This is a genomic window from Nocardiopsis oceanisediminis (genome assembly GCF_048595525.1).
Lineage (GTDB): Bacteria > Actinomycetota > Actinomycetes > Streptosporangiales > Streptosporangiaceae > Nocardiopsis_A > Nocardiopsis_A oceanisediminis.
Genome location: NZ_JAFMZJ010000001.1, coordinates 5,057,347 through 5,080,730 on the forward strand (window position 1 = coordinate 5,057,347; position 23,384 = coordinate 5,080,730).

Annotated in this window: 21 protein-coding genes; 3 read left to right on the forward strand and 18 right to left on the reverse strand. The window is 73.4% G+C overall.

Annotated features, from left to right (window positions below):
- Positions 1–60 precede the first annotated feature (60 nt).
- From J0910_RS22125 to J0910_RS22140, 4 genes are all read right to left on the reverse strand, one after another.
- Entirely contained in the window at positions 61–1,284 is a 1,224-nt protein-coding gene (locus tag J0910_RS22125) for an allantoate amidohydrolase (RefSeq protein ID WP_420160460.1), read from the reverse strand.
- Positions 1,281–2,957 (reverse strand): urocanate hydratase, encoded by a 1,677-nt coding sequence (gene hutU, locus J0910_RS22130; protein WP_420160461.1) that lies wholly within the window; start codon positions 2,955–2,957, stop codon positions 1,281–1,283. Before hutU ends, J0910_RS22125 begins: the two co-directional genes overlap by 4 nt.
- 38 nt (positions 2,958–2,995) lie before the next feature.
- Positions 2,996–4,555, reverse strand: coding sequence for a histidine ammonia-lyase (gene hutH / locus J0910_RS22135; protein WP_420160462.1), 1,560 nt, complete (start codon positions 4,553–4,555; stop codon positions 2,996–2,998).
- Positions 4,556–4,619: 64 nt separating this feature from the next.
- Positions 4,620–5,549 (reverse strand): LysR family transcriptional regulator, encoded by a 930-nt coding sequence (locus J0910_RS22140; protein ID WP_420160463.1) that lies wholly within the window; start codon positions 5,547–5,549, stop codon positions 4,620–4,622.
- 74 nt (positions 5,550–5,623) lie between these two features.
- Between J0910_RS22140 and J0910_RS22145 the strand changes: the two genes are divergently transcribed.
- Together J0910_RS22145 and J0910_RS22150 are read left to right on the forward strand one after the other, a co-directional pair.
- Positions 5,624–5,815, forward strand: coding sequence for a hypothetical protein (locus J0910_RS22145; protein WP_420160464.1), 192 nt, complete (start codon positions 5,624–5,626; stop codon positions 5,813–5,815).
- Between the two features lie 133 nt (positions 5,816–5,948).
- Positions 5,949–6,722 (forward strand): IclR family transcriptional regulator, encoded by a 774-nt coding sequence (locus J0910_RS22150; protein WP_420160465.1) that lies wholly within the window; start codon positions 5,949–5,951, stop codon positions 6,720–6,722.
- 87 nt (positions 6,723–6,809) lie between these two features.
- On the opposite strand, the gene J0910_RS22155 is transcribed toward J0910_RS22150, so the two are convergent.
- The 10 genes from J0910_RS22155 to uvrC all read right to left on the reverse strand — a co-directional run bounded on the left by J0910_RS22155 (position 6,810) and on the right by uvrC (position 16,650).
- Positions 6,810–7,193, reverse strand: coding sequence for an RNA polymerase-binding protein RbpA (locus tag J0910_RS22155; RefSeq protein WP_420160466.1), 384 nt, complete (start codon positions 7,191–7,193; stop codon positions 6,810–6,812).
- A 46-nt stretch (positions 7,194–7,239) separates the two neighbouring features.
- Positions 7,240–7,476, reverse strand: a complete 237-nt coding sequence (secG, locus tag J0910_RS22160; protein ID WP_026120386.1) for a preprotein translocase subunit SecG — start codon at positions 7,474–7,476, stop codon at positions 7,240–7,242.
- Between the two features lie 262 nt (positions 7,477–7,738).
- Positions 7,739–8,521, reverse strand: coding sequence for a triose-phosphate isomerase (tpiA, locus tag J0910_RS22165; protein WP_420160467.1), 783 nt, complete (start codon positions 8,519–8,521; stop codon positions 7,739–7,741).
- 98 nt (positions 8,522–8,619) lie between these two features.
- Positions 8,620–9,807 carry a phosphoglycerate kinase gene (locus tag J0910_RS22170; RefSeq protein ID WP_420160468.1) on the reverse strand — a complete coding sequence of 396 codons (1,188 nt, stop codon included), beginning with the start codon at positions 9,805–9,807 and terminating at the stop codon, positions 8,620–8,622.
- Positions 9,808–9,884: 77 nt separating this feature from the next.
- Positions 9,885–10,889: a type I glyceraldehyde-3-phosphate dehydrogenase gene (gene gap / locus J0910_RS22175; RefSeq protein ID WP_420160469.1), complete on the reverse strand. Its 1,005-nt coding sequence runs from the start codon at positions 10,887–10,889 to the stop codon at positions 9,885–9,887.
- A gap of 315 nt (positions 10,890–11,204) precedes the next feature.
- A complete protein-coding gene (whiA, locus tag J0910_RS22180) occupies positions 11,205–12,185 on the reverse strand; it encodes a DNA-binding protein WhiA (RefSeq protein WP_184391537.1) in 981 nt (326 codons plus the stop codon).
- A gap of 87 nt (positions 12,186–12,272) precedes the next feature.
- On the reverse strand, positions 12,273–12,620 hold the full coding sequence (locus J0910_RS22185; protein WP_420162054.1) for a DUF488 domain-containing protein: 348 nt from the start codon (positions 12,618–12,620) through the stop codon (positions 12,273–12,275).
- A 48-nt stretch (positions 12,621–12,668) separates the two neighbouring features.
- Positions 12,669–13,595 (reverse strand): gluconeogenesis factor YvcK family protein, encoded by a 927-nt coding sequence (locus J0910_RS22190; protein ID WP_420162055.1) that lies wholly within the window; start codon positions 13,593–13,595, stop codon positions 12,669–12,671.
- A gap of 195 nt (positions 13,596–13,790) precedes the next feature.
- Positions 13,791–14,690 (reverse strand): RNase adapter RapZ, encoded by a 900-nt coding sequence (gene rapZ / locus J0910_RS22195; RefSeq protein WP_420160470.1) that lies wholly within the window; start codon positions 14,688–14,690, stop codon positions 13,791–13,793.
- Between the two features lie 4 nt (positions 14,691–14,694).
- Entirely contained in the window at positions 14,695–16,650 is a 1,956-nt protein-coding gene (uvrC, locus tag J0910_RS22200; protein WP_420160471.1) for an excinuclease ABC subunit UvrC, read from the reverse strand.
- A 142-nt stretch (positions 16,651–16,792) separates the two neighbouring features.
- Between uvrC and J0910_RS22205 the strand changes: the two genes are divergently transcribed.
- Positions 16,793–17,995, forward strand: coding sequence for a mechanosensitive ion channel family protein (locus tag J0910_RS22205; RefSeq protein WP_420160472.1), 1,203 nt, complete (start codon positions 16,793–16,795; stop codon positions 17,993–17,995).
- A gap of 138 nt (positions 17,996–18,133) precedes the next feature.
- Here the strand turns inward: J0910_RS22205 and J0910_RS22210 are convergent, their stop codons facing one another.
- The 4 genes from J0910_RS22210 to J0910_RS22225 form a co-directional block, all read right to left on the reverse strand.
- A complete protein-coding gene (locus J0910_RS22210; RefSeq protein WP_420160473.1) occupies positions 18,134–18,574 on the reverse strand; it encodes a Rieske (2Fe-2S) protein in 441 nt (146 codons plus the stop codon).
- A 147-nt stretch (positions 18,575–18,721) separates the two neighbouring features.
- Positions 18,722–19,204, reverse strand: a complete 483-nt coding sequence (locus tag J0910_RS22215) for an RDD family protein (protein ID WP_420160474.1) — start codon at positions 19,202–19,204, stop codon at positions 18,722–18,724.
- The gene (uvrA, locus tag J0910_RS22220; protein ID WP_420160475.1) at positions 19,204–22,038 is read right to left on the reverse strand and encodes an excinuclease ABC subunit UvrA; all 2,835 of its coding nucleotides are present in this window, start codon (positions 22,036–22,038) and stop codon (positions 19,204–19,206) included. The genes J0910_RS22215 and uvrA overlap by 1 nt, the downstream gene beginning before the upstream one ends.
- A gap of 186 nt (positions 22,039–22,224) precedes the next feature.
- Positions 22,225–23,241 (reverse strand): TerC family protein, encoded by a 1,017-nt coding sequence (locus J0910_RS22225; protein ID WP_420160476.1) that lies wholly within the window; start codon positions 23,239–23,241, stop codon positions 22,225–22,227.
- Positions 23,242–23,384 lie beyond the last annotated feature (143 nt).

Here is a 23,384-nt window from a genome sequence, read left to right on the forward strand (position 1 = left end):
CCGCCCGGTGAACCAGGCGGACCAGGCGAACCGGGCAGGACCGGCGACCGCGTTCTGCTCTCACTCGCCCTCGCCGGCGAGGTCCTGCAGGACGTCGGCGAGGGCGGTGACGCCGGCGTGGCAGTCGGCCCGGTCGGCGCGCTCCTCGGGCGAGTGCGAGACGCCGGTCGGGTTCCGGACGAAGAGCATCGCGGTCGGCACCTCCGCGGCCAGCACGCCGGCGTCGTGGCCGGCCCCGGTGGGCAGCACCGGGACCGGGCCTCCGGCTCCGCCGGCCGCCGCGGCGACCCGGTCGCGCAGCCCGGTGGAGAACTCCACCAGCGGGGAGTCGGACTCCTGCTCCTCGGCCAGGCGCACCCCGTGCTCGGCCGCCGCGGCGCGAGCCTCGGCGGTGACGCCCGCGACGACCGCGCCCAGCTCCGCCGCGCCGGGCGCCCGGGCGTCCAGCCACGCCGTCACCCGGGACGGGATCGCGTTGGTGCCGTTCGGCTCCACCCGGACCCGGCCCACCGTCGCCACCGCGCCGCTCTCCGCCGCGCGCTCCCGCGCGGCCAGCACGGTGCGGGCGAACGGCAGCATCGGGTCGCGCCGGTCGGCGAGCCGGGTGGTCCCGGCGTGGTCGGCCCGCCCGGTGAACTCCAGCCGCCACCGGCCGTGCGGCCAGATGGACCGGGCCGCGCCGACGGCGTCGCCGGTGTCGGCCAGCGCCCGCCCCTGCTCCACGTGGAGTTCGACGAAAGCCCCGATCCGGCCCAGCCGCTCGGGGTCGGGCCCCAGGCCGGCCGGGTCGAACCCGGCGGCGGCCATGGCGTCCGCCCAGGCGGTGCCGTCGGCGTCGGTGAGCGCTGCGGCCCGCTCCGGGGCGATGGCGCCGGTCAGCAGCCTGCTGCCGAGGCAGGGGACGCCGAACCGGGCGCCCTCCTCCTCGGCGAAGACCGCGACCGCCACCGGGCGGGCCGGGGCGAACCCGCGGCGGCGCAGCTCGGCCACGGCCTCCAGGGCGCTCACCACGCCCAGCGGGCCGTCGAACGCGCCGCCGTCGGGCACCGAGTCCAGGTGGGAGCCGGTGACCACGGCGCCCGGACCGGGCCCGCCCCACCAGGCCCACATGTTGCCGTTGCCGTCGGTCTCCACGTCCAGGCCGCGGGCGGCCGCGGCCCCGGCGAACCAGGACCGCAGCTCCGCGTCGGCGGCGCCGAAGGTGTAGCGCCGGTAGCCGCCGGTGCCCGGGTGGCGGCCGATCGGTTCCAGGTCGGCCCAGAGCCGGTCGAAGCCGTCGCTCATCGCGCGGCGTCCCCCTCGCGCATCGGGATCCGCAGGCCTTCGCGCTCGGCGACCGCCTCGGCCTCGGGGTAGCCGGCGTCCACGTGCCGGATGACGCCCATCCCGGGGTCGTTGGTGAGCACCCGGCGCAGCTTCTGCGCGGCCAGCTCGGTGCCGTCGGCCACGCTGACCTGGCCGGCGTGGAGCGAGCGGCCCATGCCGACGCCGCCGCCGTGGTGGATGGAGACCCAGGACGCGCCGGAGGCCGTGTTGACCAGGGCGTTGAGCAGCGGCCAGTCGGCGATGGCGTCCGAGCCGTCGCGCATCGCCTCGGTCTCCCGGTAGGGGGAGGCGACCGAGCCGGTGTCCAGGTGGTCGCGGCCGATCGCCAGCGGGGCGCCGACCTCGCCGGAGGCGACCAGCTCGTTGAAGCGCTCGCCGGCGGCGGCCCGCTCGCCCTGGCCCAGCCAGCAGATCCGGGCCGGCAGGCCCTGGTAGGCGACCTTCTCCCCGGCCATCCGGATCCACCGGTTCAGGTGCTCGTTCTCCGGGAAGAGGTCCATGACCGCCCGGTCGGTGCGGGCGATGTCGGCCGGGTCGCCGGAGAGCGCCGCCCACCGGAACGGGCCCTTGCCCTCGCAGAACAGCGGGCGGATGTAGGCCGGGACGAAGCCGGGGAAGTCGAAGGCGCGCTCGAACCCGGCGGTCTTGGCCTCGCCGCGGATGGAGTTGCCGTAGTCGAACACCTCCGCGCCGGCGTCCATGAACCCGACCATCGCCTCGACGTGGGCGGCCATCGACTCCCGGGCGCGCCGGGTGAACTCCTCCGGCTTGGCGGCGGCGTAGTCCTTCCAGTCCTCGAAGGCCACCCCGGCCGGCAGGTAGGCCAGCGGGTCGTGGGCGGAGGTCTGGTCGGTGACGATGTCGATCGGGGCGCCGCGGCGGAGCAGCTCGGGCAGCACCTCGGCGGCGTTGCCCAGCAGGCCGATGGAGAGCGGGCGGCGCGCGTCGCGGGCCTCCGCGGCCAGCCGCAGCGCCTCGTCGATGCTCTCCGCCCTGGCGTCCAGGTAGCGGTGCTCGATGCGGCGGTCGATCCGGCTGGCGTCGCACTCCACCACGATGGCGACGCCGCCGTTCATCGTGACGGCCAGCGGCTGGGCGCCGCCCATCCCGCCCAGGCCGGCGGTGAGGGTGATGGTGCCCTCCAGGGTGCCGCCGTGCTTGGCCGCGACCGCACCGAAGGTCTCGTAGGTGCCCTGCAGGATGCCCTGGGTGCCGATGTAGATCCAGGACCCGGCGGTCATCTGGCCGTACATGGTCAGGCCCAGCGCCTCCAGGCGGCGGAACTCCTCCCAGTTGGCCCAGTCGCCGACCAGGTTGCTGTTGGCGATGAGCACCCGCGGCGCCCACTCGTGGGTGCGCATCACGCCGACCGGGCGGCCGGACTGGACCAGCAGGGTCTCGTCGCCCTCCAGGTCGCGCAGGGTGGCGGCGATCCGGTCGAAGCTGCGCCAGTCCCGCGCCGCCTTGCCGGTGCCGCCGTAGACGACGAGCTCGTCCGGGTGCTCGGCCACCTCGGGGTCGAGGTTGTTGTGCAGCATCCGCAGGGCGGCCTCCTGCTGCCACCCCTTGGCGGTCCGCTCGGTGCCGCGGGGGGCGCGGACGGTCCGGGCGCCGCTCGGTCGGTCGGTCATCTCTGCCCTCGTTTCGGTCGTGCCCTCGCGGGCTGGGGTCAGTGCAGTTCGGCGGCGGTGCCCGCGGCGGCCGGCACGGAGCCGTCCGCGACGAGCGCGGAGACCTCGGCGATCTCCGGGGCGAGGTAGCGGTCGGGGCCGGGGCCGGGGACCCTGGTGCGCAGCAGGTCGCGCACGGCGCCGGTGGCGGGCGCGGGGGCCAGCGGGGCGCGCAGGTCCAGGGCGCGGGCGGCGGTGAGCAGCTCGACGGCGAGGACGTCGGTGAGGGCCGCCACCGACCGGCGCAGCTTGCGCGCGGCCGACCAGCCCATCGAGACGTGGTCCTCCTGCATGGCGGAGCTGGGGATGGAGTCGACGCTGGCGGGCACGGCCAGCCGCTTCATCTCCGAGACCAGGCCGGCCTGGGTGTACTGGGCGATCATGTGCCCGGAGTCCACGCCCGGGTCGTCGGCGAGGAAGGCGGGCAGCCCGTGCGAGCGGGCCACGTCGAGCATCCGGTCGGTGCGCCGCTCGGAGATGGAGGCCACGTCGGCCGCCGCGATGGCGAGGAAGTCCAGCACGTATCCGACCGGGGCGCCGTGGAAGTTGCCGTTGGACTCGACCCGGCCGTCCTCGGTGACCACCGGGTTGTCGATGACGGCGGCCAGCTCCCGCTCGGCGACGGCGAGGGCGTGCGCCAGGGTGTCCCGGGCGGCGCCGGCCACCTGCGGGGCGCACCGCAGCGAGTAGGCGTCCTGCACCCTGGTGCAGTCCGGGCCGCGGTGCGAGGCGACGATCGGGGAGCCGGCGAGCAGCGCGCGCATGTTGGCCGCGGAGCGGGCCTGGCCCGGGTGCGGGCGGAGCCCCTGCAGGTCGGCGGCGAACACCCGGTCGGTGCCGAGCAGCGCCTCCACGCTCATCGCGGCCGCGATGTCGGCGGTGGTGAGCAGCCGCTCCAGGTCGTGGCAGGCGAGCAGGAGCATGCCGAGCATGCCGTCGGTGCCGTTGATGAGGGCCAGGCCCTCCTTGGCGCCCAGTTCGACCGGGGCCAGGCCGGCGGCGCGCAGCGCCTCCTCGGCGGCGCGGAGCCCGCCGGCGGCGTCGCGCACCGTCCCCTCGCCCATCAGCGCGAGGGCGACGTGCGAGAGCGGGGCGAGGTCGCCGGAGCAGCCGAGGCTGCCGAACTCGTGCACCACCGGGGTGATGCCGGCGTTGAGCATCCCGGCGAGCGCCTCGGCGGTGGCCGGCTCGACGCCGGTGCCGCCGGAGGCCAGGGTGCGCAGCCGGAGCAGCATGAGGGCGCGCACCACCTCCCGCTCCACCTCGGGGCCGGCCCCGGCGGCGTGCGAGCGGACCAGCGAGCGCTGCAGCCGGGCGCGCAGCTCCGGAGCGATGTGCCGGGTGGCCAGGGCGCCGAAGCCGGTGCTCACCCCGTAGGCGGGGGTGTCCCCCTCGGCCAGGGTGCGGACCCGCTCCCGGCCGGCGGCCAGGGCCTTGCGGGTGTCGTCGGTGAGCCGCACCGGGGCCCCGTCGCGGGCCACGGCGATCACGTCGGCGGCGCTCAGCCCGGAGGGGCCGATCCGCACCTCGGCGGCGGTCGTGTCAGTAGAGGTCGACATGGACCCATTCCACGCCCCCGGGCGGCCGGGCGGGAGCCCCGCCGCGCCCGTTCCGTCCGAGATCTCAGACGGCGGGCTCCAGGGAGGCGCTGAGCTCCGCCGCGACCCGGCGCAGCCCGTCCAGCCCGTGGGCGACCGCGGGCCGGTGCGCGCTGCCCCGCCGGACCGAGGCGAAGACGCTGCGCACCGGGGTGACCTCGCCCTTCAGCGGGACGCGCACCACCCGCCCGTCGCCGGGCAGCTGCAGCAGGCGCGGCCCCAGGGTCACCCCCATGCCGTGCGCGATCAGCGCGAACACCGCGATCCACTCGGAGGCGCGGTGCTCGGTGCGCGGGGTGAAGCCCGCGGCCGAGCAGGCGGTCCGCACGACCTCGCGGTGGTGGCACTCGTCGGTGGACTCGATCCAGGACTCCCGGGCGGCTTCGGAGAGCTCCGCGGCGGCCTGCCCGGCGAGCGGGTGGCCGGCCGGGACGAACAGGTCCTGGGGCTCCTGGAAGAGCGGCAGCTGCTCGAACCGGGGGTCGTCCACGGGGGGCCCGCCCGCCATCGGAACGGTCACCGCGATGTCGGCGCGCCCGCCGAGCAGCTCCTCGTGGACGTCGGCGTCGTCGAACTGGCCGATGACCAGCTCCAGTCCGGGCCGCTCGGCGCGGATCCGGGCGGCGGCCGGAACGATCAGGGTGGCGATCGCGGTCGGGTAGCCGATCAGGCTCAGCCGCCCGGTCTCGCCCTTGCCGTGCGCGGCCAGGTCGGCCAGGGCGCGCTCCCAGCCGGCGCTGAGGGCGTCGGCGTGCCGGAGCAGGACATGCGCCTCGGAGGTGAGCCGGATCCCGCGCCCCTCCGGACTGAGCAGCTCCACATCGAGCTCCCGGGCGAGCTGGCGGACCTGCTGGGAGACGGCCGAGGGGGTCAGGTGCAGGGCCCGGGCCGCGGCGGTGACGGTGCCGTGCCGGTCCACCGCGCGGAGCACTTGGAGCCTGCGGACATCGATCATGTAGTCGAGACTACACAATGGAGGACGAAAAGTTGAGATGGACGTGAAAGGTTTCCGCCCGGCAGACTCGTCCCATGGACACCGAAGCGACAGGGAACGGAACCCTCCACCCGGCCCGCTGCCCCGACTGCGGCTGGCCCGAGGACCAGGCCTACCGGGTGGTCTCCCGGCACACCGTCTCCGCCGGCCAGCTCCTCTACACCCGCTGCCCCTGCGGCCGCCTCAGCACCCGCCTGCTCCGCATCCCCGGCGCAGTGCACGGCTGACCCTCCGGCGGCCCCTCCCCCGATGATCTTGACGTTGCGGGGGTATCGGGGCGCCCCGATACCCCCGCAACGTCAAGATCATCGCCCTGGGGCGCTCCCCGGCCGCACCTCCGCGACGTGCCAGAATGCGGGCATGTCCCACGTCCCTGCGGCGAGTCGAGCGCTGCGCGTCCTGCGGCACCTGGCCGGGCGGTCCGGGCCGGTCTCGGCCTCCGGGCTCGCGGCCGAGCTGGGGCTGCCCCGGTCCAGCCTCTACCAGCTGCTGGAGGCCATGGCCGAGGAGGGGTTCGTGGTGCACCTGCCGGAGGAGCGGCGCTGGGGGCTGGGCGTCGCGGCGTTCGAGATCGGCTCGGCCTACCTCCGGCACGACCCGCTGGAGCGGCTGGCGCGCCCGCTGCTGGCCCGGCTCGCCGAGGAGACCGGGGCCGCCGCGCACCTGGGCATCCTGCACGGCAGGGACACCCTCTACCTGCTCAAGGAGCAGCCGCCGCACTCGCCGACGCTGATCACCGGGGTGGGGGTGCGGCTGCCCGCGCACCTGACCGCCTCGGGGCGGTCGCTGCTGGCCCGGCTCCCCCGGGCCCAGGTGCGGGCGCTCTACCCGGACACCGCCGCCTTCACGGACCGCACCGGGCGCGGCCCGGCCGCCCCGGGCGAGCTGCGCACCCTGCTGTCCGAGGAGCGCAGGCGCGGCTACTCACTGGAGGAGGAGCAGGTGACCGAGGGGTTCTCCTCGGTGGCGGCGGCCTCGTTCGACCACAACGGCACCCCGGTCGCCGCGATCAGCCTGACCGTCCCGGTGCAGCGCCCGATGAGCCCGGCGGCGCTCGCGCACCGGGTGGGCGACGCCGCGGCCGAGCTCACCCGGCGGCTCGGCGGCCGGACCCCGCCCCCGGAGGAGCGCTGACCCGGCACCGGGCCGGCGCGGGGAGCGCGGGAACGGCGAAGGGCGGGGCCGCCGGTCGGCGGCCCCGCCCCGCGGAGCAGAGGGGCCTCAGGAGGCCTTGGCCTTGGCGGCCGCCTCCATGTGCGCCCTGACCTCGGCGCGCTGCGCGCGCAGCTTCTCCAGCGCCTCCTCGAGGATGGCCTCGCCGTCCTCGGCGCTGCGCCGCTCCTTCACGTAGGCGAGGTGCGTCTTGTACGGCTCGGTGCGCGGCGGGGACGGCGGGTTGTCCTTGTCCTTGCCGGCGGGGAAACCGCAGCGCGGGCAGTCCCACTCGTCGGGGACCGCGGCCTCATTGGAGAAGCTCGGCACGACCTCGTGCTTGTTGGCGCAGTAGAACGGGACCCGGACGCGCGGCGCGGCCTCGCCGCGCTCGGCCTCGCCCATCGGGCCGGCGCCCACGCGGCTGCCACGGATGGCGCTACCACTACCCACGAAAAACTCCTTCGGCGGTCATGCCCCGGCGAGGGGGAAGTCGGAACTACGCTCCCCGGTTGATGAGCAGGCCGAGCACGACGATGGCGATGATCCACACCAGCGCGGTGACGACCGTCAGCCGGTCCAGGTTGCGCTCCACCACCGACGACCCGCCCAGGGAGGAGGTGACACCGCCGCCGAACAGGTCGGACAGACCACCGCCCTTGCCCTTGTGCAGCAGCACCAGCATCAGGAGAAGGACGCTGCAGACCATTACGAGAATGGACAGACCGAGGATCACACGCTCACCCGTAACTCGACCCCGACGAGGGGGAATTGACGACCTTGGACCCCAAGACCGCGTACTCGCCGCTCGGCTGGGCCTAGGGCCCGGCGGAGGAGGGGACCGGGGGACACTGCTCGATTTTACCGCGCACCGTCGCGGAGCGCGGATGCTGCGAAGAAAACCTCCGGGGAAGTCTAACCCGCCCCGTCCACCACTCGGGTCCCGCGGGGCCCGGGAAAGCGGGGCGAGGCGGGTCTCACCGCCCCGGCGGCACCGGCTACTCGCCCAGGCGGACCAGCTTGGCGAAGTCCTCGCCCTTGAGGCTGGCCCCGCCGACCAGGGCGCCGTCCACGTCCTGCTCGGCCATGATCCCGGCGATGTTGTCCGGCTTGACCGAGCCGCCGTAGAGGACGCGCGTCCTGGCCGCGGTCTCCGCGGAGTACAGCTCGGCGATCTTCTCCCGGACCGCCTGCCCGCAGACCTCCTGGGCGTCGGCCGGGGTGGCCACCTCTCCGGTGCCGATCGCCCAGACCGGCTCGTAGGCGATGACCAGCTTCTCCACCTGCTCGGCGGTGAGCCCCTTCACGCCAGCCTCGACCTGGGCGGCGGTGTGGGCGACCTGGCCTCCGCCCTTGCGCACGTCCAGGCCCTCGCCCACGCACAGGATCGGGGTGATCCCGTGTGCGAAGGCGATCCTGGTCTTCGCGTTGACCAGGGCGTCGTCCTCGGCGTGGTACTCGCGCCGCTCGGAGTGGCCGGTCAGCACGTACCCGCAGCCCAGCTTGGCCAGCATCGCGGCGGACACCTCGCCGGTGTAGGCGCCCTGCTCGTGCGCGGAGACGTCCTGGGCGCCGTAGCCCAGGCGCAGCTTGTCCCCGTCGACCAGGGTCTGCACGCTGCGCAGGTCGGTGAAGGGCGGGAGGACCACCGCTTCGGCGCGGTCGTAGTCGGCGTCCTTCAGCGCGAAGGCCACCTCCTGCACGAGCTTGATCGCCTCGAAGTGGTTCTTGTTCATCTTCCAGTTGCCCGCGATCAGCGGCTTGCGCTCGGCCTGTGCCATGTCGTCCTCGTCGGTCGGTTCTGCTGGGTGCTGTGAGGGGGGTGCGTCGCCGCCGGGCCGGATCTCCGGGGAGGGCCGGCCCGGCGGAGGTGCGGGGGTCAGTCCCGCAGTGCCTCGATGCCCGGGAGCTCCTTGCCCTCCAGGTACTCCAGGCTGGCGCCGCCGCCGGTGGAGATGTGTCCGAACGCGGCCTCGTCGAAGCCGAGGGCGCGCACCGCGGCCGCGGAGTCGCCGCCGCCCACCACGGTGAAGGCCTCCGACTCGGTGAGGGCGCGGGCCAGCGCCCGGGTGCCGTGCGAGTAGGGCTCCATCTCGAAGACGCCCATCGGGCCGTTCCAGAACACCGTCCGGCTGTCCTTCACCTTCTCGGCGAAGAGCTTCGCGGACTCGGGGCCGATGTCCAGGCCCATCCGGTCGGCGGGGATCGCGTCCACCGGCACCGCCCCGTGCGGGGCGTCGGGGGCGAACGCCTCGGCCGCCACCACGTCCACCGGGAGCACGATCTCCACGCCGCGCTTCTCGGCGTCGCGCAGGTAGCCCTGGACGGTCTCCACCTGGTCGGCCTCGAGCAGGCTGGAGCCGACCTCGTAGCCCTTGGCCTTGAGGAAGGTGAAGACCATGCCGCCGCCGATGACCAGGCGGTCGGCGGTGCCGAGCAGGTTGGCGATGACCGCCAGCTTGTCGGAGACCTTGGCGCCGCCCAGCACCACGGTGTAGGGGCGCTCCGGGTCCTCGGTGAGCCGCTTGAGCACCTCGACCTCGGCCAGGACCAGGCCGCCGACCGCGTGCGGCAGCCGCTTGGGCAGGTCGTAGACGCTGGCGTGCCTGCGGTGCACCGCGCCGAAGCCGTCCCCGACGTAGAGGTCGGCCAGGCCGGCCAGGCGGTCGGCGAGCTCGCCGCGCTCGGCGTCGTCCTTGCTGGTCTCCCCGGCCTCGAAGCGCAGGTTCTCCAGCAGCGCGACCTGGCCGTCGGCCAGGCCCTGCACGGCCTCCCGGGCGGAGGGGCCGGCGGTGTCGGCGGCGAAGGCCACCTCGGTGCCGAGCAGCTCGGCCAGGCGCTCGGCGACCGGCCGCAGCGTGTAGGCCGGGTCCGGCTTCCCCTTGGGGCGGCCCAGGTGGGCGGCGACGACCACCCGGGCGCCGCGCTCGCGCAGCGCGGCGATGGTCGGCAGGGCGGCGCGGATCCGCCCGTCGTCGGTGATCCGCCCGCCGTCCAGCGGCACGTTGAGGTCGGCCCGGACGAAGACCCGCCTGCCGGCGACGTCGAGGTCGTCGATCGTCCGCATGCAGTACTCCTACTCCCAGTTGTCCGGAGGCGCCGGCCCGCGCGCGGGCCGGCGCCTCCCCTGCGCGGTGCGCCCGGTTACAGGCCGGCGCCGACCAGCTTGACCACGTCGACGAGGCGGTTGGAGTAGCCCCACTCGTTGTCGTACCAGCCGACGATCTTGACGGTGTTGCCGAAGGCCATCGTGAGGCCGGAGTCGAAGGTGCAGGACGGGGCGGTGCCGACGATGTCGGAGGAGACGATCGGGTCGGCGGTGTAGCGCAGCACGTTCTTCAGCGGCCCCTCGGCGGCGGCCTTGAACGCGGCGTTGACCTCCTCCGCGGTGGTCTCCCGCTCCAGCTCGACGACCAGGTCGGTGACGGAGCCGTCCGGCACCGGGACGCGCATCGCCATGCCGTCGAGCTTGCCCTTGAGCTCGGGCAGGACCAGCGCGGTGGCCTTGGCGGCGCCGGTGCTGGTCGGGATGATGTTGGCGGCGGCGGCGCGGGCGCGGCGCAGGTCCTTGTGCGGGAAGTCCAGGATGACCTGGTCGTTGGTGTAGGCGTGCACCGTGGTCATCAGGCCCTTGCGGATCCCGAACGAGTCGAGCAGCACCTTGGCCATCGGCGCCACGCAGTTGGTGGTGCAGGAGGCGTTGGAGACGATGTGGTGCTCGGCGGCGTCGTACTTGTCGTCGTTGACGCCCATCACCACGGTCAGGTCCTCGCCCTTGGCCGGGGCGGAGATGACGACCTTCTTGGCGCCGGCCTGCAGGTGCTTGCCCGCGTCCTCGGCCTTGGTGAAGCGGCCGGTGGACTCGATGACCACGTCGACGCCGAGGTCGCCCCAGGGGAGCTGGGCCGGGTCGCGCTGCTCCAGGGTCTTGACCGTGGTGCTGCCGACGCGGATGGAGTCCTCGCCGACCTCGACGTCGCCGTCGAGGGTGCCCAGCACGGAGTCGTACTTGAGCAGGTGGGCGAGGGTGGCGTTGTCGGTGAGGTCGTTGACGGCGACGATCTCGACCTCGCTGCCGGCGGCCTGGGCCGCGCGCCAGAAGTTGCGGCCGATGCGCCCGAAACCGTTCACGCCTACACGGATGGTCACGGTGACCAGTCTCCTCACGTTCTCGCGGGTAGAGCCGAAGCGCCCGGCGGTGCCGCCGGAAAGCTGCCGGTCGCAGTGGATGTTTGCGCCGGGGGGTGGCACGGCCGACCTTACCGCCCCGGTCCGCGGCCGCGGGTTCGGACCCGCGCCGGAGGGCGGCCCGACCGAGCGCCGCGGCCCAGTTTCGCACCGCTCGCGAGGAAAGGACTAGACCATTTGCCGAAGTTTTCCGAGGTCGCCGAGGCTTAACACTTCTTCCCAACCGAATGTGGCCTGACCGGGAACGATACGGAATTCTTCACACGGATTCACAACTCAGGGAACGAGCATGTCCGGCGTGAGGTTGGCTTCGGTGCCGGGGATACCAAGGTCACAGGCGCGCTTATCGGCCATCGCGAGCAGCCGGCGGATCCGCCCGGCGATCGCGTCCTTGGTCAGCGGCGGCGAGGAGAGCTGCCCCAGCTCCTCCAGCGACGCCTGCTTGTGCGCCAGCCGCAGCCGGCCCGCCGCCACCAGGTGGTCCGGGGCCTCGTCGCCGAGGATCTCCAGCGCCCGCTCCACCCGGGCGCCGGCCGCCACCGCCGCGCGGGCGCTGCGCCGCAGGTTGGCGTCGTCGAAGTTGGCCAGCCGGTTGGCGGTGGCGCGGACCTCGCGCCGCATCCGCCGCTCCTCCCAGGCCAGCACGCTCTGGTGCGCACCGAGCAGGGTGAGCAGCGCGCCGATGGAGTCGCCGTCGCGGACCACCACCCGGTCCACCCCGCGCACCTCCCGGGCCTTGGCGTGCACCTTGAGCCGCCGCGCCGCGCCGACCAGCGCCAGCGCCGCCTCCGGCCCCGGGCAGGTCACCTCCAGCGACATCGACCGTCCCGGCTCGGTCAGCGAGCCGTGCGCGATGAACGCGCCCCGCCACGCCGACTCCGAGTCGCAGGCGCCGCCCGCCACCACGTGCCGGGGCAGGCCCCGCACCGGGCGGCCGTTGCCGTCGATCAGCCCGGTCTGCCGGGCCAGGCTCTCCCCGTCCTTGATCACCCGGACCACGTAGCGGTTGCCCTTGCGCAGCCCGCTCGGGGCCAGCACGACCACCTCGGACTCGTGCCCGAACACCTCGGAGACGTCCTTGCGGAGGCGGCGCGCCGCCGCGCCGGTATCCAGCTCCGCCTCGATGACGATGCGCCCGCCCACCAGGTGCAGACCGCCGGTGAACCGCAGGATCGTGGAGACCTCGGCCTTCCGGCAGCATGGCTTGAGAACGGTCAGCCGGCTCAACTCGTCCTTCACCACGCCGGTCATCGCCATGGTCGCGGTCCTCCCCCTGGATGGTCGACTCCCCTGAACAGGCAGACTACTCGCCCTGGGGCGCCCGGCCACGCCAACCGCCGCGTGTCACCGGCCCTGTGCGCCTTCCAGCACCCCGCGCAGGACCACCGCCTGGTTGCGCTCGGTGTCCCGGGCCGCGTACAGCAGCACCACCGGCCCCTCGGCCATGGCGTCCAGCACCGGGCGGAGCGCCTCCGGCCGGGCCTCCAGCTCCCGCCGGTACCGCTCGGCGAACTCCGCCCAGCGCTCCGGGTCGTGGCCGAACCACCGGCGCAGACCGGTGCTGGGCGCCGCGTCCCTCAGCCAGCCGTCCAGGCGCAGCGCGTCCTTGCGCACCCCGCGCGGCCACAGCCGGTCCACCAGGAACACCGCGCCCCGCTCCGGCGGGTCCGCCAGCGCGTCGCGCACCCGCATCAGCACGATGCCGCCGCTCACCGCACCAGCCTGGCACAGGCCTCCGGATCAGCCGCGGAAAAGCCGGTCGAACACGCCGGCGAGCCGGTCCGGGTCGTGCTTGGCCGACCCCTCGGCCTCCGCGACGTCGCCCAGCACCAGCTCGCCGCCGAGCCGCCCGGCCGCCTCGCGCAGCGGGCCCGGGTCGTCCACCACGCCCCGGTCGGCCAGGACCACGTCCACCCCCAGCCCGGGGGCGTGCTCCCGCAGGACGCTCAGGTAGGTCTCCGGGGTGAACCCGTCGGTCTCGCCGCGCTGCGGGGACAGGTTGAGCGCCACCACCCGGCGCGCGTCCGTCTCCACCAGGGCCGTGGCCAGCTCCGGCACCAGCAGGTGCGGCAGCACGCTGGTGAACCAGGAGCCCGGGCCGAAGACCACCCAGTCGGCCTCGTGCACCGCCTTGACCGCCTGCGGGCAGGCCGGCGGGTCGGCGGGCAGCAGCGAGATCGACCGGACCCGCCCGCCGGTGCTGGCGCAGGCGACCTGGCCGCGCACCGTGGTGACCTCCTCCGGGCGGGCCGGGTCGGCGCCCTGCACCTCGGCCGCGATGTCCAGCGGGACCGAGGACATCGGCAGCACCCGGCCGTGCGCGCCGAGCAGCTGGCCCACCCAGTCCAGCCCGGCCACCGAGTCGCCGAGCAGCTGCCACAGCGCCGCGATGAGCAGGTTGCCCACCGCGTGCCCGTGCAGCTCGCCGTCGCTGCGGAAGCGGTGCTGGATCACCTCGCTCCAGGTGTGGCCCCACTCGTCGTCGCCGCAGAGCGCGGCCAGCGCCATCCGCAGGTCCCCCGGCGGGAGGATGCCGAACTCCTCGCGCAGCCGGCCGCTGGAGCCCCCGTCGTCGGCGACGGTGACCACCGCCGTGACGTCGGTGGTGACGCGGCGCAGCGCGCGCAGCGACGCGGAGAGGCCGTGCCCCCCGCCGAGCGCGACCACCCGGGGCGGCAGTTCCTCGTCCTCCGGTGCGATCCGCGCTCCGGCCGACACGCCACCTGAATCCACAGCCATCCGATCCCGCCTACCGACTACGCCGTACGGACCGCCCCTGCGACGGCAGCGGCGGACGGTCGGGCCAATCGTAGGTATCCCGCGGCCCGCGCGCGATCCGCCGCCGGCGCCCGGCCCCCCGGGTCACTCCCGGCCCACGTCCCGGTGGGCCACGTGCACCTCGACGCCCTCCTCGCGGAGCTTCTCGCCGAACCGCTCCGCCATGGCGACGCTGCGGTGCCGGCCGCCGGTGCAGCCCACCGCCAGCGTCATGTAGTGCTTGCCCTCCCGCTGGTAGCCGGCGATCAGCAGGCGCAGCACCTCGGTGTAGGCGTCCAGCATCTCCTTGGCGCCGTTCTGCGCCAGCACGTAGTCGCGGACCGGCTCGTCGCGGCCGGTCATCGGGCGCAGCTCGGGCACCCAGTGCGGGTTGGGCAGGAACCGGCAGTCCAGCACCAGGTCGGCGTCGACCGGCAGGCCGTGCTTGAACCCGAAGGAGACCACGTTGGCCCGGGTGCGGACCTCCTCGGAGTCGCCGAAGAAGCCGATCACCTTCGCCTTGAGCTGGTGCACGTTGAGCTGGGAGGTGTCGATGACCAGGTCGGCCTCGCCGCGGATGGCGCGCAGCGTCTCCCGCTCCCGGGCGATGCCGTCGGTGAGCAGCCCGTCGCCCTGCAGCGGGTGCGGGCGGCGCACGCCCTCGAACCGGCGGACCAGGGTCTCGTCTCCGGCCTCCAGGAACACCACCCGCGCGGTGATCCCGCGCCCGCGCAGCTCCTCCACGGTGGAGAGCAGGTCCTCGGTGAAGGCCATGCTGCGCACGTCCACCACCGCGGCGACCCGCGCCACCGCCCCTCTGGTCCGCCCGGCCAGGTCGATCATGGTCGGCAGCAGCCCCGGCGGGAGGTTGTCCACCACGAACCAGTCGAGGTCCTCCAGCGCCCGGGCCGCCGTGCTGCGGCCCGCACCGGACATCCCGGTGACGATCACGATCTCCGGCGGGAGCTCTCCGCCCAGGCCCTCCGCAGGTCCGCTCTCGGCCATCCCGTCATCCCCCATCGTTGCGCCCTTCGGTTCCGCTCAGCCGCGCGTGCACCGCCTCCGCGATGCCCGCCCCGATCCCCGGGACCTCCGCGATCTGCTCGGCCGTCGCCTCGGACAGCCGGCGCACCGACCCGAAGTGCTTCAGCAGCGCCGTCCGCCGCGCCGGGCCGAGCCCCGGTACCTCGTCCAGGACGCTGCCGGTGAGCGCCTTGGCCCTCTTCTGCCGGTGGTAGGCGATGGCGAAGCGGTGCGCCTCGTCGCGCACCCGCTGCAGCAGGTACAGCCCCTCGCCGGTACGCGGCAGGATGACCGGGTCCTCCTCGCCGGGGAGCCAGACCTCCTCCAGCCGCTTGGCCAGCCCGCACACCGCGATGTCGTCGATGCCGAGCTCGTCCAGCGCGCGCCGGGCCGCCTCCGCCTGGGGGCGGCCGCCGTCCACCACCACCAGGTTAGGCGGGTAGGCGAACCTCCCGGGACGGGACGCCCCCTGTTCCCCTTCCTGTTCCCCGGCGTTCTCCCCCATCACGGCCAGCTCGCCGGCCCTGCTGCTCTCCTCCAGGTAGCGGGAGAACCGGCGGTGCACCACCTCGTGCATGGAGGCGACGTCGTTCTGCTCCCGGTCGCCCCTGCTCAGCCCCCGGACGCTGAACCGGCGGTACTCCGACTTGCGGGCCAGGCCGTCCTCGAAGACCACCATCGAGGCGACCACGTGCTCGCCCATCAGGTTGGAGATGTCGAAGCACTCGATGCGCAGCGGCGCCTCGGGCAGGTCCAGGGCCTCCTGGACCTCCTGCAGGGCCCGGCTGCGGGTGGTCAGGTCGCCGGCCCGCTGGGTGCGGTGCCGGGCCAGCGCCTGCTCGGCGTTCTTGGCGACCGTCTCCAGCAGGGACCTCTTGTCGCCGCGCTGCGGGACGCGCAGGTCGACCCGGGAGCCGCGGCGCTCCGCGAGCCACTCGGCCACCGCCTCCGGGTCGTCCGGCGCGGCCGAGACCAGCACCTCGCGCGGGACCGCCGCCGCGTCGGCCCCCTCCCCGTACAGCCGGGCCAGGAACCGCTCCACCAGCCCCCCGGTGCCGACGTCCTCGACCTTGTCCACCACCCAGCCGCGCTGCCCGCGGATCCGCCCGCCGCGCACGTAGAACACCTGGACCGCGGCCTCCAGCTGGTCCTCGGCGACGGCGATCACATCGCAGTCGGTGGAGTCGCCCAGCACCACCGCCTGCTTCTCCAGGGCGGTGCGCAGCGCCTCGATGTCGTCCCGGATCCGCGCGGCCCGCTCGTACTCCTGCTCCCCGGCGGCGGTGCGCATGGAGCGCTCCAGGGCCCGGATGAACCGTCCGGTGTCGCCGGCCATGAACGAGCAGAAGTCCTCGGCCAGCGCGCGGTGCTCCTCGGCGCCCGTCTTCCCGGTGCACGGGGCCGAGCACTTGCCGATGTAGCCGAGCAGGCAGGGCCGCCCGCTGTTGCGCGCGCTGCGGAACACGCCGGCCGAGCAGGTGCGCACCGGGAACACCCGGAGCAGCAGGTCGACCGTCTCCCGGATGGCCCAGGCGTGCCCGTAGGGGCCGAAGTAGCGCACGCCCTTGCGCTTGGCCCCGCGCATCACCTGTACTCGGGGGAACTCCTCGTTCATGGTGACGGCGAGGTAGGGATAGCTCTTGTCGTCCCGGTACTTGACGTTGAAGCGCGGGTCGTACTCCTTGATCCAGGAGTACTCCAGCTGGAGCGCCTCCACCTCGGTGCCCACCACGGTCCAGTCCACGTCCGCGGCCGTGGAGACCATCGTCTGGGTGCGCGGGTGCAGCCCGGCGAAGTCCTGGAAATAGGAGGAGAGCCGGGCGCGCAGGTTCTTCGCCTTGCCCACGTAGATGACGCGGCCGTGCTCGTCGCGGAAGCGGTACACCCCGGGCGAGGTCGGGATCGATCCCGGGCGGGGGCGGAGGTGGGGTTGCGCCGTCATGCTTCCATTGTGGTCGCACCCGCCGACGGACGGCCAATCGCGCGCTTCACCACACCCGCTCCTCCCCCCGAATGTCACGATTCGGTATCCGGATGTCCTAGGTTGTGCGGGTAACCGATGACGCCTGAAAGGGAACTCTTCCGTGGACCTCTTGCAGTGGACCGGGATCCTGGTCTCCGTCCTCATCGCCATGGGGCTGGTCAGCATCGCGCACTGGCTGCTGACGCACCAGCTGTCCAAGGTGTGGGGGCTGGCTCGGTACCTGGTGGCCCGGTGCCGCGTCTCCGCCTATGTCGCCGCGGCCGCGGTGGGCGTCAACATCTCGCTCCCCTCCCGGGGCGAGATGGCGGACAGGTCCCTGTACGCTCCGCTGCTGCACGCCCTCGAGATCCTGATGATCGTCGGGCTGACCTGGCTGGCCACCTCGGTCGCCTACGCCATCACCGACGGGGTGCTGGCCCGGCTGGCGGTGAGCAACGGCGACGCCGACCGCCGGTCCCGGCGGCTGCAGACCCAGGTGCGGCTGATGCGCCGGATCATCACCGGCGTCATCGTGGTGATCGCCACCGCCGCGGTGCTGTTCACCTTCGACGCGGTCCGCCCGCTCGGCGCCGGGCTGCTCACCTCCGCGGGCCTGATCGGCATCGTGGCCGGCATCGCCGCCCAGTCCACCCTGGGCAACCTCTTCGCCGGTCTGCAGCTCACCTTCGGCGACGCGCTGCGGATCAACGACATCGTCGTGTTCGACAACGAGTGGGGCCGGGTCGAGGAGCTGAGCCTGACCACGGTGACCCTGCGGCTCTGGGACGAGCGGCGGCTGGTGATCCCGGTGTCCCAGTTCACCACCACCTCGTTCGAGAACTGGACCAAGCAGGGCACCTCGATCACCGGCTCGGTGATGATCCGGGTCGACTGGGAGGTGCCGATCGAGGAGCTGCGCACCGCGGTGGGCGACTTCATCACCGCGCACCCGCTCTGGGACGGCCGGCGCTGGTCCCTGCAGGCCACCGACATCCTGGAGGGCGGCCTGGTGGAGCTGCGCGCGGTGGCGACCACCGCCGACTCCGACGCCCGCTGGGACATCTGCTGCGACCTGCGCGAGCACCTGATCTCCTACATCAGCACGCACTACCCGCAGGCGCTGCCCCGGGGCCGCACCGAGTTCGTCGGCGACCCGGAGGAGAACGGCGCGGCGCTCCCGGCCGAGCTGGTGCGGGCCCTCCCGGCGAGCGTCCGCGGCCGCTACGCGCAGGCCCCGGACGGCTCCCTCGGCGACCCGAAGACCTCCGAGGGCCGGGACCACGGCGACGAGGACGGCGACGGGGGCTCCGACGGCGGGGACTGACCCGCCCGGCCCCGCCCGGAACCCGCACCGCACGCCGCCGGGCCCCGGTCCGCCCTCCCCCGCGCCCTCGGGCCGGGCGGGGAGGGCGGACCGGGGCCCGGCCGCCGTCGCGGAGGGGTCGCCCTCCGGGGAGCGCTCTCACTCCTCCAGGGAGCGCTCCAGGGTGATGTCGGTGCCCTGCACCGAGACCTCGAACCGGTCCAGGCGCTCGGTGGCCGGGCCGGCCAGCGGCTCGCCGGTGGCGATGTCGAACTCGCTGCCGTGGCACAGGCAGTGGATGTTCTTCTCCACCTCCTGGATGGTGCAGCCGGCGTGCGTGCACACCGCGCTGTAGGCCCGGTAGTCGCCCTTCTCCGGCTGGGTCACCACCAGCTTGCCCTTGATGACGACGGTGCCGCCGCCGACCGGGACCTCATCGGTCTGGGCGATCACCGTGCCCATCACCGCATCCTGGGGCGCGGGCCTGTCCTCCGCGTTCCCGCAGGCGCTCAGCCCGACCGCGGCGGCCCCCGCGGCCCCCGCGGCGCCGATCATCCGGCGGCGGCTGATCCCGCACCCGCACGCTCCCCCCGCGCCCATGCACGGCTCCTCTCAACGTCCACGACCGGGCGCGTCCCGCGGCACCCGAAAACTACTACGCACTGTAGTACGGCCGGACCGGAACCGAAAATCGCCCCGAAGAACACATTTGACCTGCACCGAAAAGGGGGTTGCCCGCGGCGGGGCTCATGCACCCGGCCCTGCCGGTTCCACCGCCGTCCGGGCGATCCTGTCCTGCAGCCCCCGGTGCCGGGGCCGGTCGGCCGCGGAGGAGACCAGCGCGTACAGCGCCGCCATCAGCGCCACCACGTTGAGCACCGGGACATAGGCCAGCAGCACCGACCCGAACAGCACCGCGGAGCGGAGCAGCACCGCCCCGGCGCCGGGCCGCTCGGACGGCCCGCCGGGCTCCGCGGGCACCAGGCGCAGCCGCAGCCACAGCTTGCCCGGGGTGGCGCCGTACACCGCGGTCATCGCCGCCTCGTACCCGGCGTACACCGCGAACGCCGCCGCCGAGCCCACCGCGAGGGCCACCGGGCCGCCGGTGTCCGGCGGCCCGACCAGGGCCACCACCCCGGCGCTGACCAGCATGTTGATCCCGGTCGCCAGGACCAGGTCGATCACCCGCGCCGCGGCCCGGCGGCCCAGCACCGCCCACTCGCCCGCCATCAGAGCAGCTTCGCCAGGTAGCGGCCGGTGTGCGACTCGGCCACGCCCGCGACGTCCTCGGGGCTGCCCTGCGCGACGAGCGTGCCGCCCCGCGAGCCGCCCTCGGGCCCCATGTCGATGATGTGGTCGGCGGTCTTGATGACGTCCAGGTTGTGCTCGATGACGATCACCGTGTTCCCGGCGTCGGTGAGCCGGTTCAGCACGCCCAGCAGCTTTCGGATGTCCTCGAAGTGCAGGCCGGTGGTGGGCTCGTCGAGCACGTAGACGGTGCGCCCGGTGGAGCGGCGCTGCAGCTCGGTGGCGAGCTTGACGCGCTGCGCCTCGCCGCCGGAGAGCGTGGTGGCGGGCTGGCCCAGCCGCACGTACCCCAGGCCGACGTCGTTGAGGGTCTGCATGTGCCGGCGGATGGCGGTGATCGGCTCGAAGAAGCCCAGCGCCTCCTCGATCGTCATGTCCAGCACCTCGGCGATGCTCTTGCCCTTGTAGTGGACGTCCAGGGTCTCCCGGTTGAACCGGGCCCCGTGGCAGACCTCGCAGGGCACGTAGACGTCCGGCAGGAACTGCATCTCGATCTTGAGGGTGCCGTCGCCGGAGCAGGCCTCGCACCGGCCGCCCTTGACGTTGAACGAGAACCGGCCCGGCTGGTACCCGCGGACCTTGGCCTCCTGGGTCTGCGCGAAGAGCTTGCGCACGTGGTCCCAGACCCCGGTGTAGGTGGCCGGGTTGGAGCGCGGGGTGCGCCCGATCGGGCTCTGGTCGACGTGCACCACCTTGTCGACCTGGTTCAGCCCGTTCACCCGGGTGTGCCGGCCGGGCACCGAGCGGGCGCCCTGCAGCTCCTTGGCGAGCACCTTGTACAGGATCTCGTTGACCAGGGTGGACTTGCCCGACCCGGACACCCCGGTGACCGCGGTGAGCACGCCCAGCGGGAACGCCACGTCGATGCCCTTGAGGTTGTTCTCCCGGGCGCCCCTGACCACCAGCTCGCGCCCCTTGGCCACCGGTCGGCGCACCTGGGGCACCTCGATCCGGCGGCGGCCCGCCAGGTAGTCGCCGGTGGCCGAGCCGGTGCAGTCGAGCAGCTGCTGCACGGTTCCGGAGACCACCACGTCGCCGCCGTGCTCGCCGGCGCCCGGGCCGATGTCGACCACCCAGTCCGAGGCGCGGATGGTGTCCTCGTCGTGCTCCACCACGATCAGGGTGTTGCCGATGTCGCGCAGCCGGCGCAGGGTGTCCAGCAGCCGGGCGTTGTCCCGCTGGTGCAGGCCGATGGAGGGCTCGTCCAGCACGTAGAGAACGCCCACCAGGCCCGAGCCGATCTGGGTGGCCAGCCGGATGCGCTGCGCCTCGCCGCCGGAGAGCGACCCCGCGGAGCGCTCCAGGGTGAGGTAGTCCAGGCCGACGTCGAGCAGGAAGCCGAGCCGGGCGCTGATCTCCTTGAGCACCTGGGCGGCGATCACCTGGTCCCGCTCGCTGAGCCGCAGCTCGCGCAGGAACGCGGCGGCCTCGTTCAGCGGCAGCGCGGCCACCTCGGAGATGGAGGCGCCGCCGACGGTCACCGCGAGCACCACCGGCTTGAGCCGCCTGCCCGCGCAGACCGGGCAGGGCACGGTGCGCATGTAGCCCTCGAGCCGCTCCCGGCCGAAGTCGCTCTCGCTCTCGGAGTGGCGCCGCTTCACCCACGGGATGACGCCCTCGTAGGAGGTGTAGTAGGAGCGGGTGCGCCCGTACCGGTTGCGGTAGCTGACGTGCACCTGGGTGTCGTGCCCCTCCAGCAGCGCGCGCTGCGCCTTCTTCGGCAGCCGCTCCCAGGGGGTGTCCAGGGTGAAGCCCATCGCGTCGCCGACCGCCTGCATCAGCCGGCCGAAGTACTCCGCTGCGTGCCCGCCGGACCACGGCGAGACCGCTCCGTCGGCCAGGGTCTTCTCCGGGTCGGGGACGATCAGCTCCGGGTCGACCTCCATCCGGGTGCCCAGGCCGGCGCAGTCCGGGCAGGCGCCGTAGGGCGAGTTGAAGGAGAAGGAGCGCGGCTCCAGCTCCTCGAAGGAGAGGTCGTCGAAGGGGCAGTAGAGGTGCTCGGAGAAGACCTTCTCCCGCTCCGGGTCGTCGGCGGGCAGGTCGACGAAGTCCAGCACGATGGTGCCGCCGGCCAGCTTCAGCGCGGTCTCCACCGAGTCGGTGAGCCGCTTGGCCGCCGACTCCTTGACGGTGAGCCGGTCCACCACCACCGAGACGTCGTGCTTCTCCTGCTTCTTCAGGGCCGGGGCCTCGTCCAGCCGCACCGCGGCGCCGTCCACCACCGCCCGGGTGAACCCCTTGGCCTGCAGGTCCTTGAAGAGTTCGAGGTACTCGCCCTTGCGCCCGCGCACCACCGGCGCCAGCACCTGGAACCGGGTGCCCTCGGTGAGCTCCAGCACCCGGTCGACGATCTGCTGCGGGGTCTGCCGGGCGATCTCCCTGCCGCAGTCGGGGCAGTGCGGGACGCCGATCCGCGACCACAGCAGGCGCAGGTAGTCGTAGACCTCGGTGATGGTGCCCACCGTGGAGCGCGGGTTGCGGCTGGTGGACTTCTGGTCGATGGAGACCGCCGGGGAGAGCCCCTCGATGAAGTCGACGTCGGGCTTGTCCATCTGCCCGAGGAACTGGCGGGCGTAGGCCGAGAGCGACTCGACGTAGCGGCGCTGCCCCTCGGCGAAGACCGTGTCGAAGGCGAGCGAGGACTTGCCCGACCCGGAGAGCCCGGTGAACACGATCATCGCGTCGCGGGGCAGGTCAAGGGAGACGTCCTTGAGGTTGTGCTCGCGCGCGCCTCGGATCACCAGCTGCTCGGCCATGTCGCTCCATCCGCCAGATCGGCACCGCTGCGCCGGAGCGCACGCGGGAAGAACAAGGATCCGGCCTCAAAGACTAGGGGCACGCCACCCGCGGCCGGGACCGTCCAGGTCAACGCGCCCGCGCCGGAAGAACTTCCGCGCGGGCGCCATTGACCACTATAGACGAACAGCCGTTCGAACGGGGCGTCACTCGCTCCGTTCCCCGGCGGAGGCCCCGGCCGAGACCTCCTCCGCGCCCTTGGCCGAGCGGGCCTTGACCAGGCTGGCCACGATCGTCACGGTCATCACGCCGATGATGACGGTCAGGGAGGTGGCGATGCCGACCTCCGGGACGTGCACGCCGTTCTCGTGCAGCGCGTGCAGGATCATCTTCACGCCGATGAAGGCCATGATGATCGACAGGCCCCAGCTGATGTAGACCAGCTTGTCCATCAGCCCGGCCAGCAGGAAGTAGAGCTGGCGGAGGCCGAGCAGGGCGAAGGCGTTGGCGGTGAAGACGATGTAGGCGTCCTGGGTGAGGCCGAAGATCGCCGGGATCGAGTCGACCGCGAACACCAGGTCGGTCACGCCGATCGCGACGATGACCATGAGCATCGGGGTGACGTGGCGGCGGCCGTCCAGCTTCACCGTGAGCTTGGCGCCGTGGTAGTCGTCGGCGACCGGCCAGACCTTGCGGACCATCCGGACCGCGAAGCTGTTCGCGTAGTCCTGGTCCTCCTCGTCGCTCTTCATGTGGTCCCGGACGATCTTCACCGCGGTGTAGATCAGGAACGCACCGAACAGGTAGAAGACCTCGCTCCAGGCGTTGATCGCCTGGGCGCCGATCGCGATGAAGATGCCGCGCATCACCAGCGCGATGACGATGCCCACCAGGAGCACCTCGTGCTGGTACTTCTTGGGCACCGCGAAGGAGCCCATGATCAGGTAGAAGACGAAGAGGTTGTCGACGCTCAGGCTCTTCTCGGTGAGGAAGCCGGCGAAGTACTCGCCCGCCACCGTCGAACCGCCGAAGTACCACAGGCCGAATCCGAAGAGGATCGCGATGCCCACGTAGAAGGCGGCCCACCAGGCCGCCTGCTTCATGCCGAACTCTTTGGGCCCGCTCTTCTTGCTCCACGGGTGGTCGACGATGGCGAGGTCGATGGCGAGGATCGCGACCATCGATCCGATCGTGGCCAACCAGACCCACATGGGAATGTCCATGGAAAGTACCGCTCCTCCGGTCGGGGTGTCCGGGGTCTACCGGGCATGCCGTGCAACCGGAGGTCTCTCCCGCCCCGGGGGCGCGGGTCCGCACAGGACCGTACCGGGACCGACGGCACCGGGTCCGCGCCATTGCGCACCGT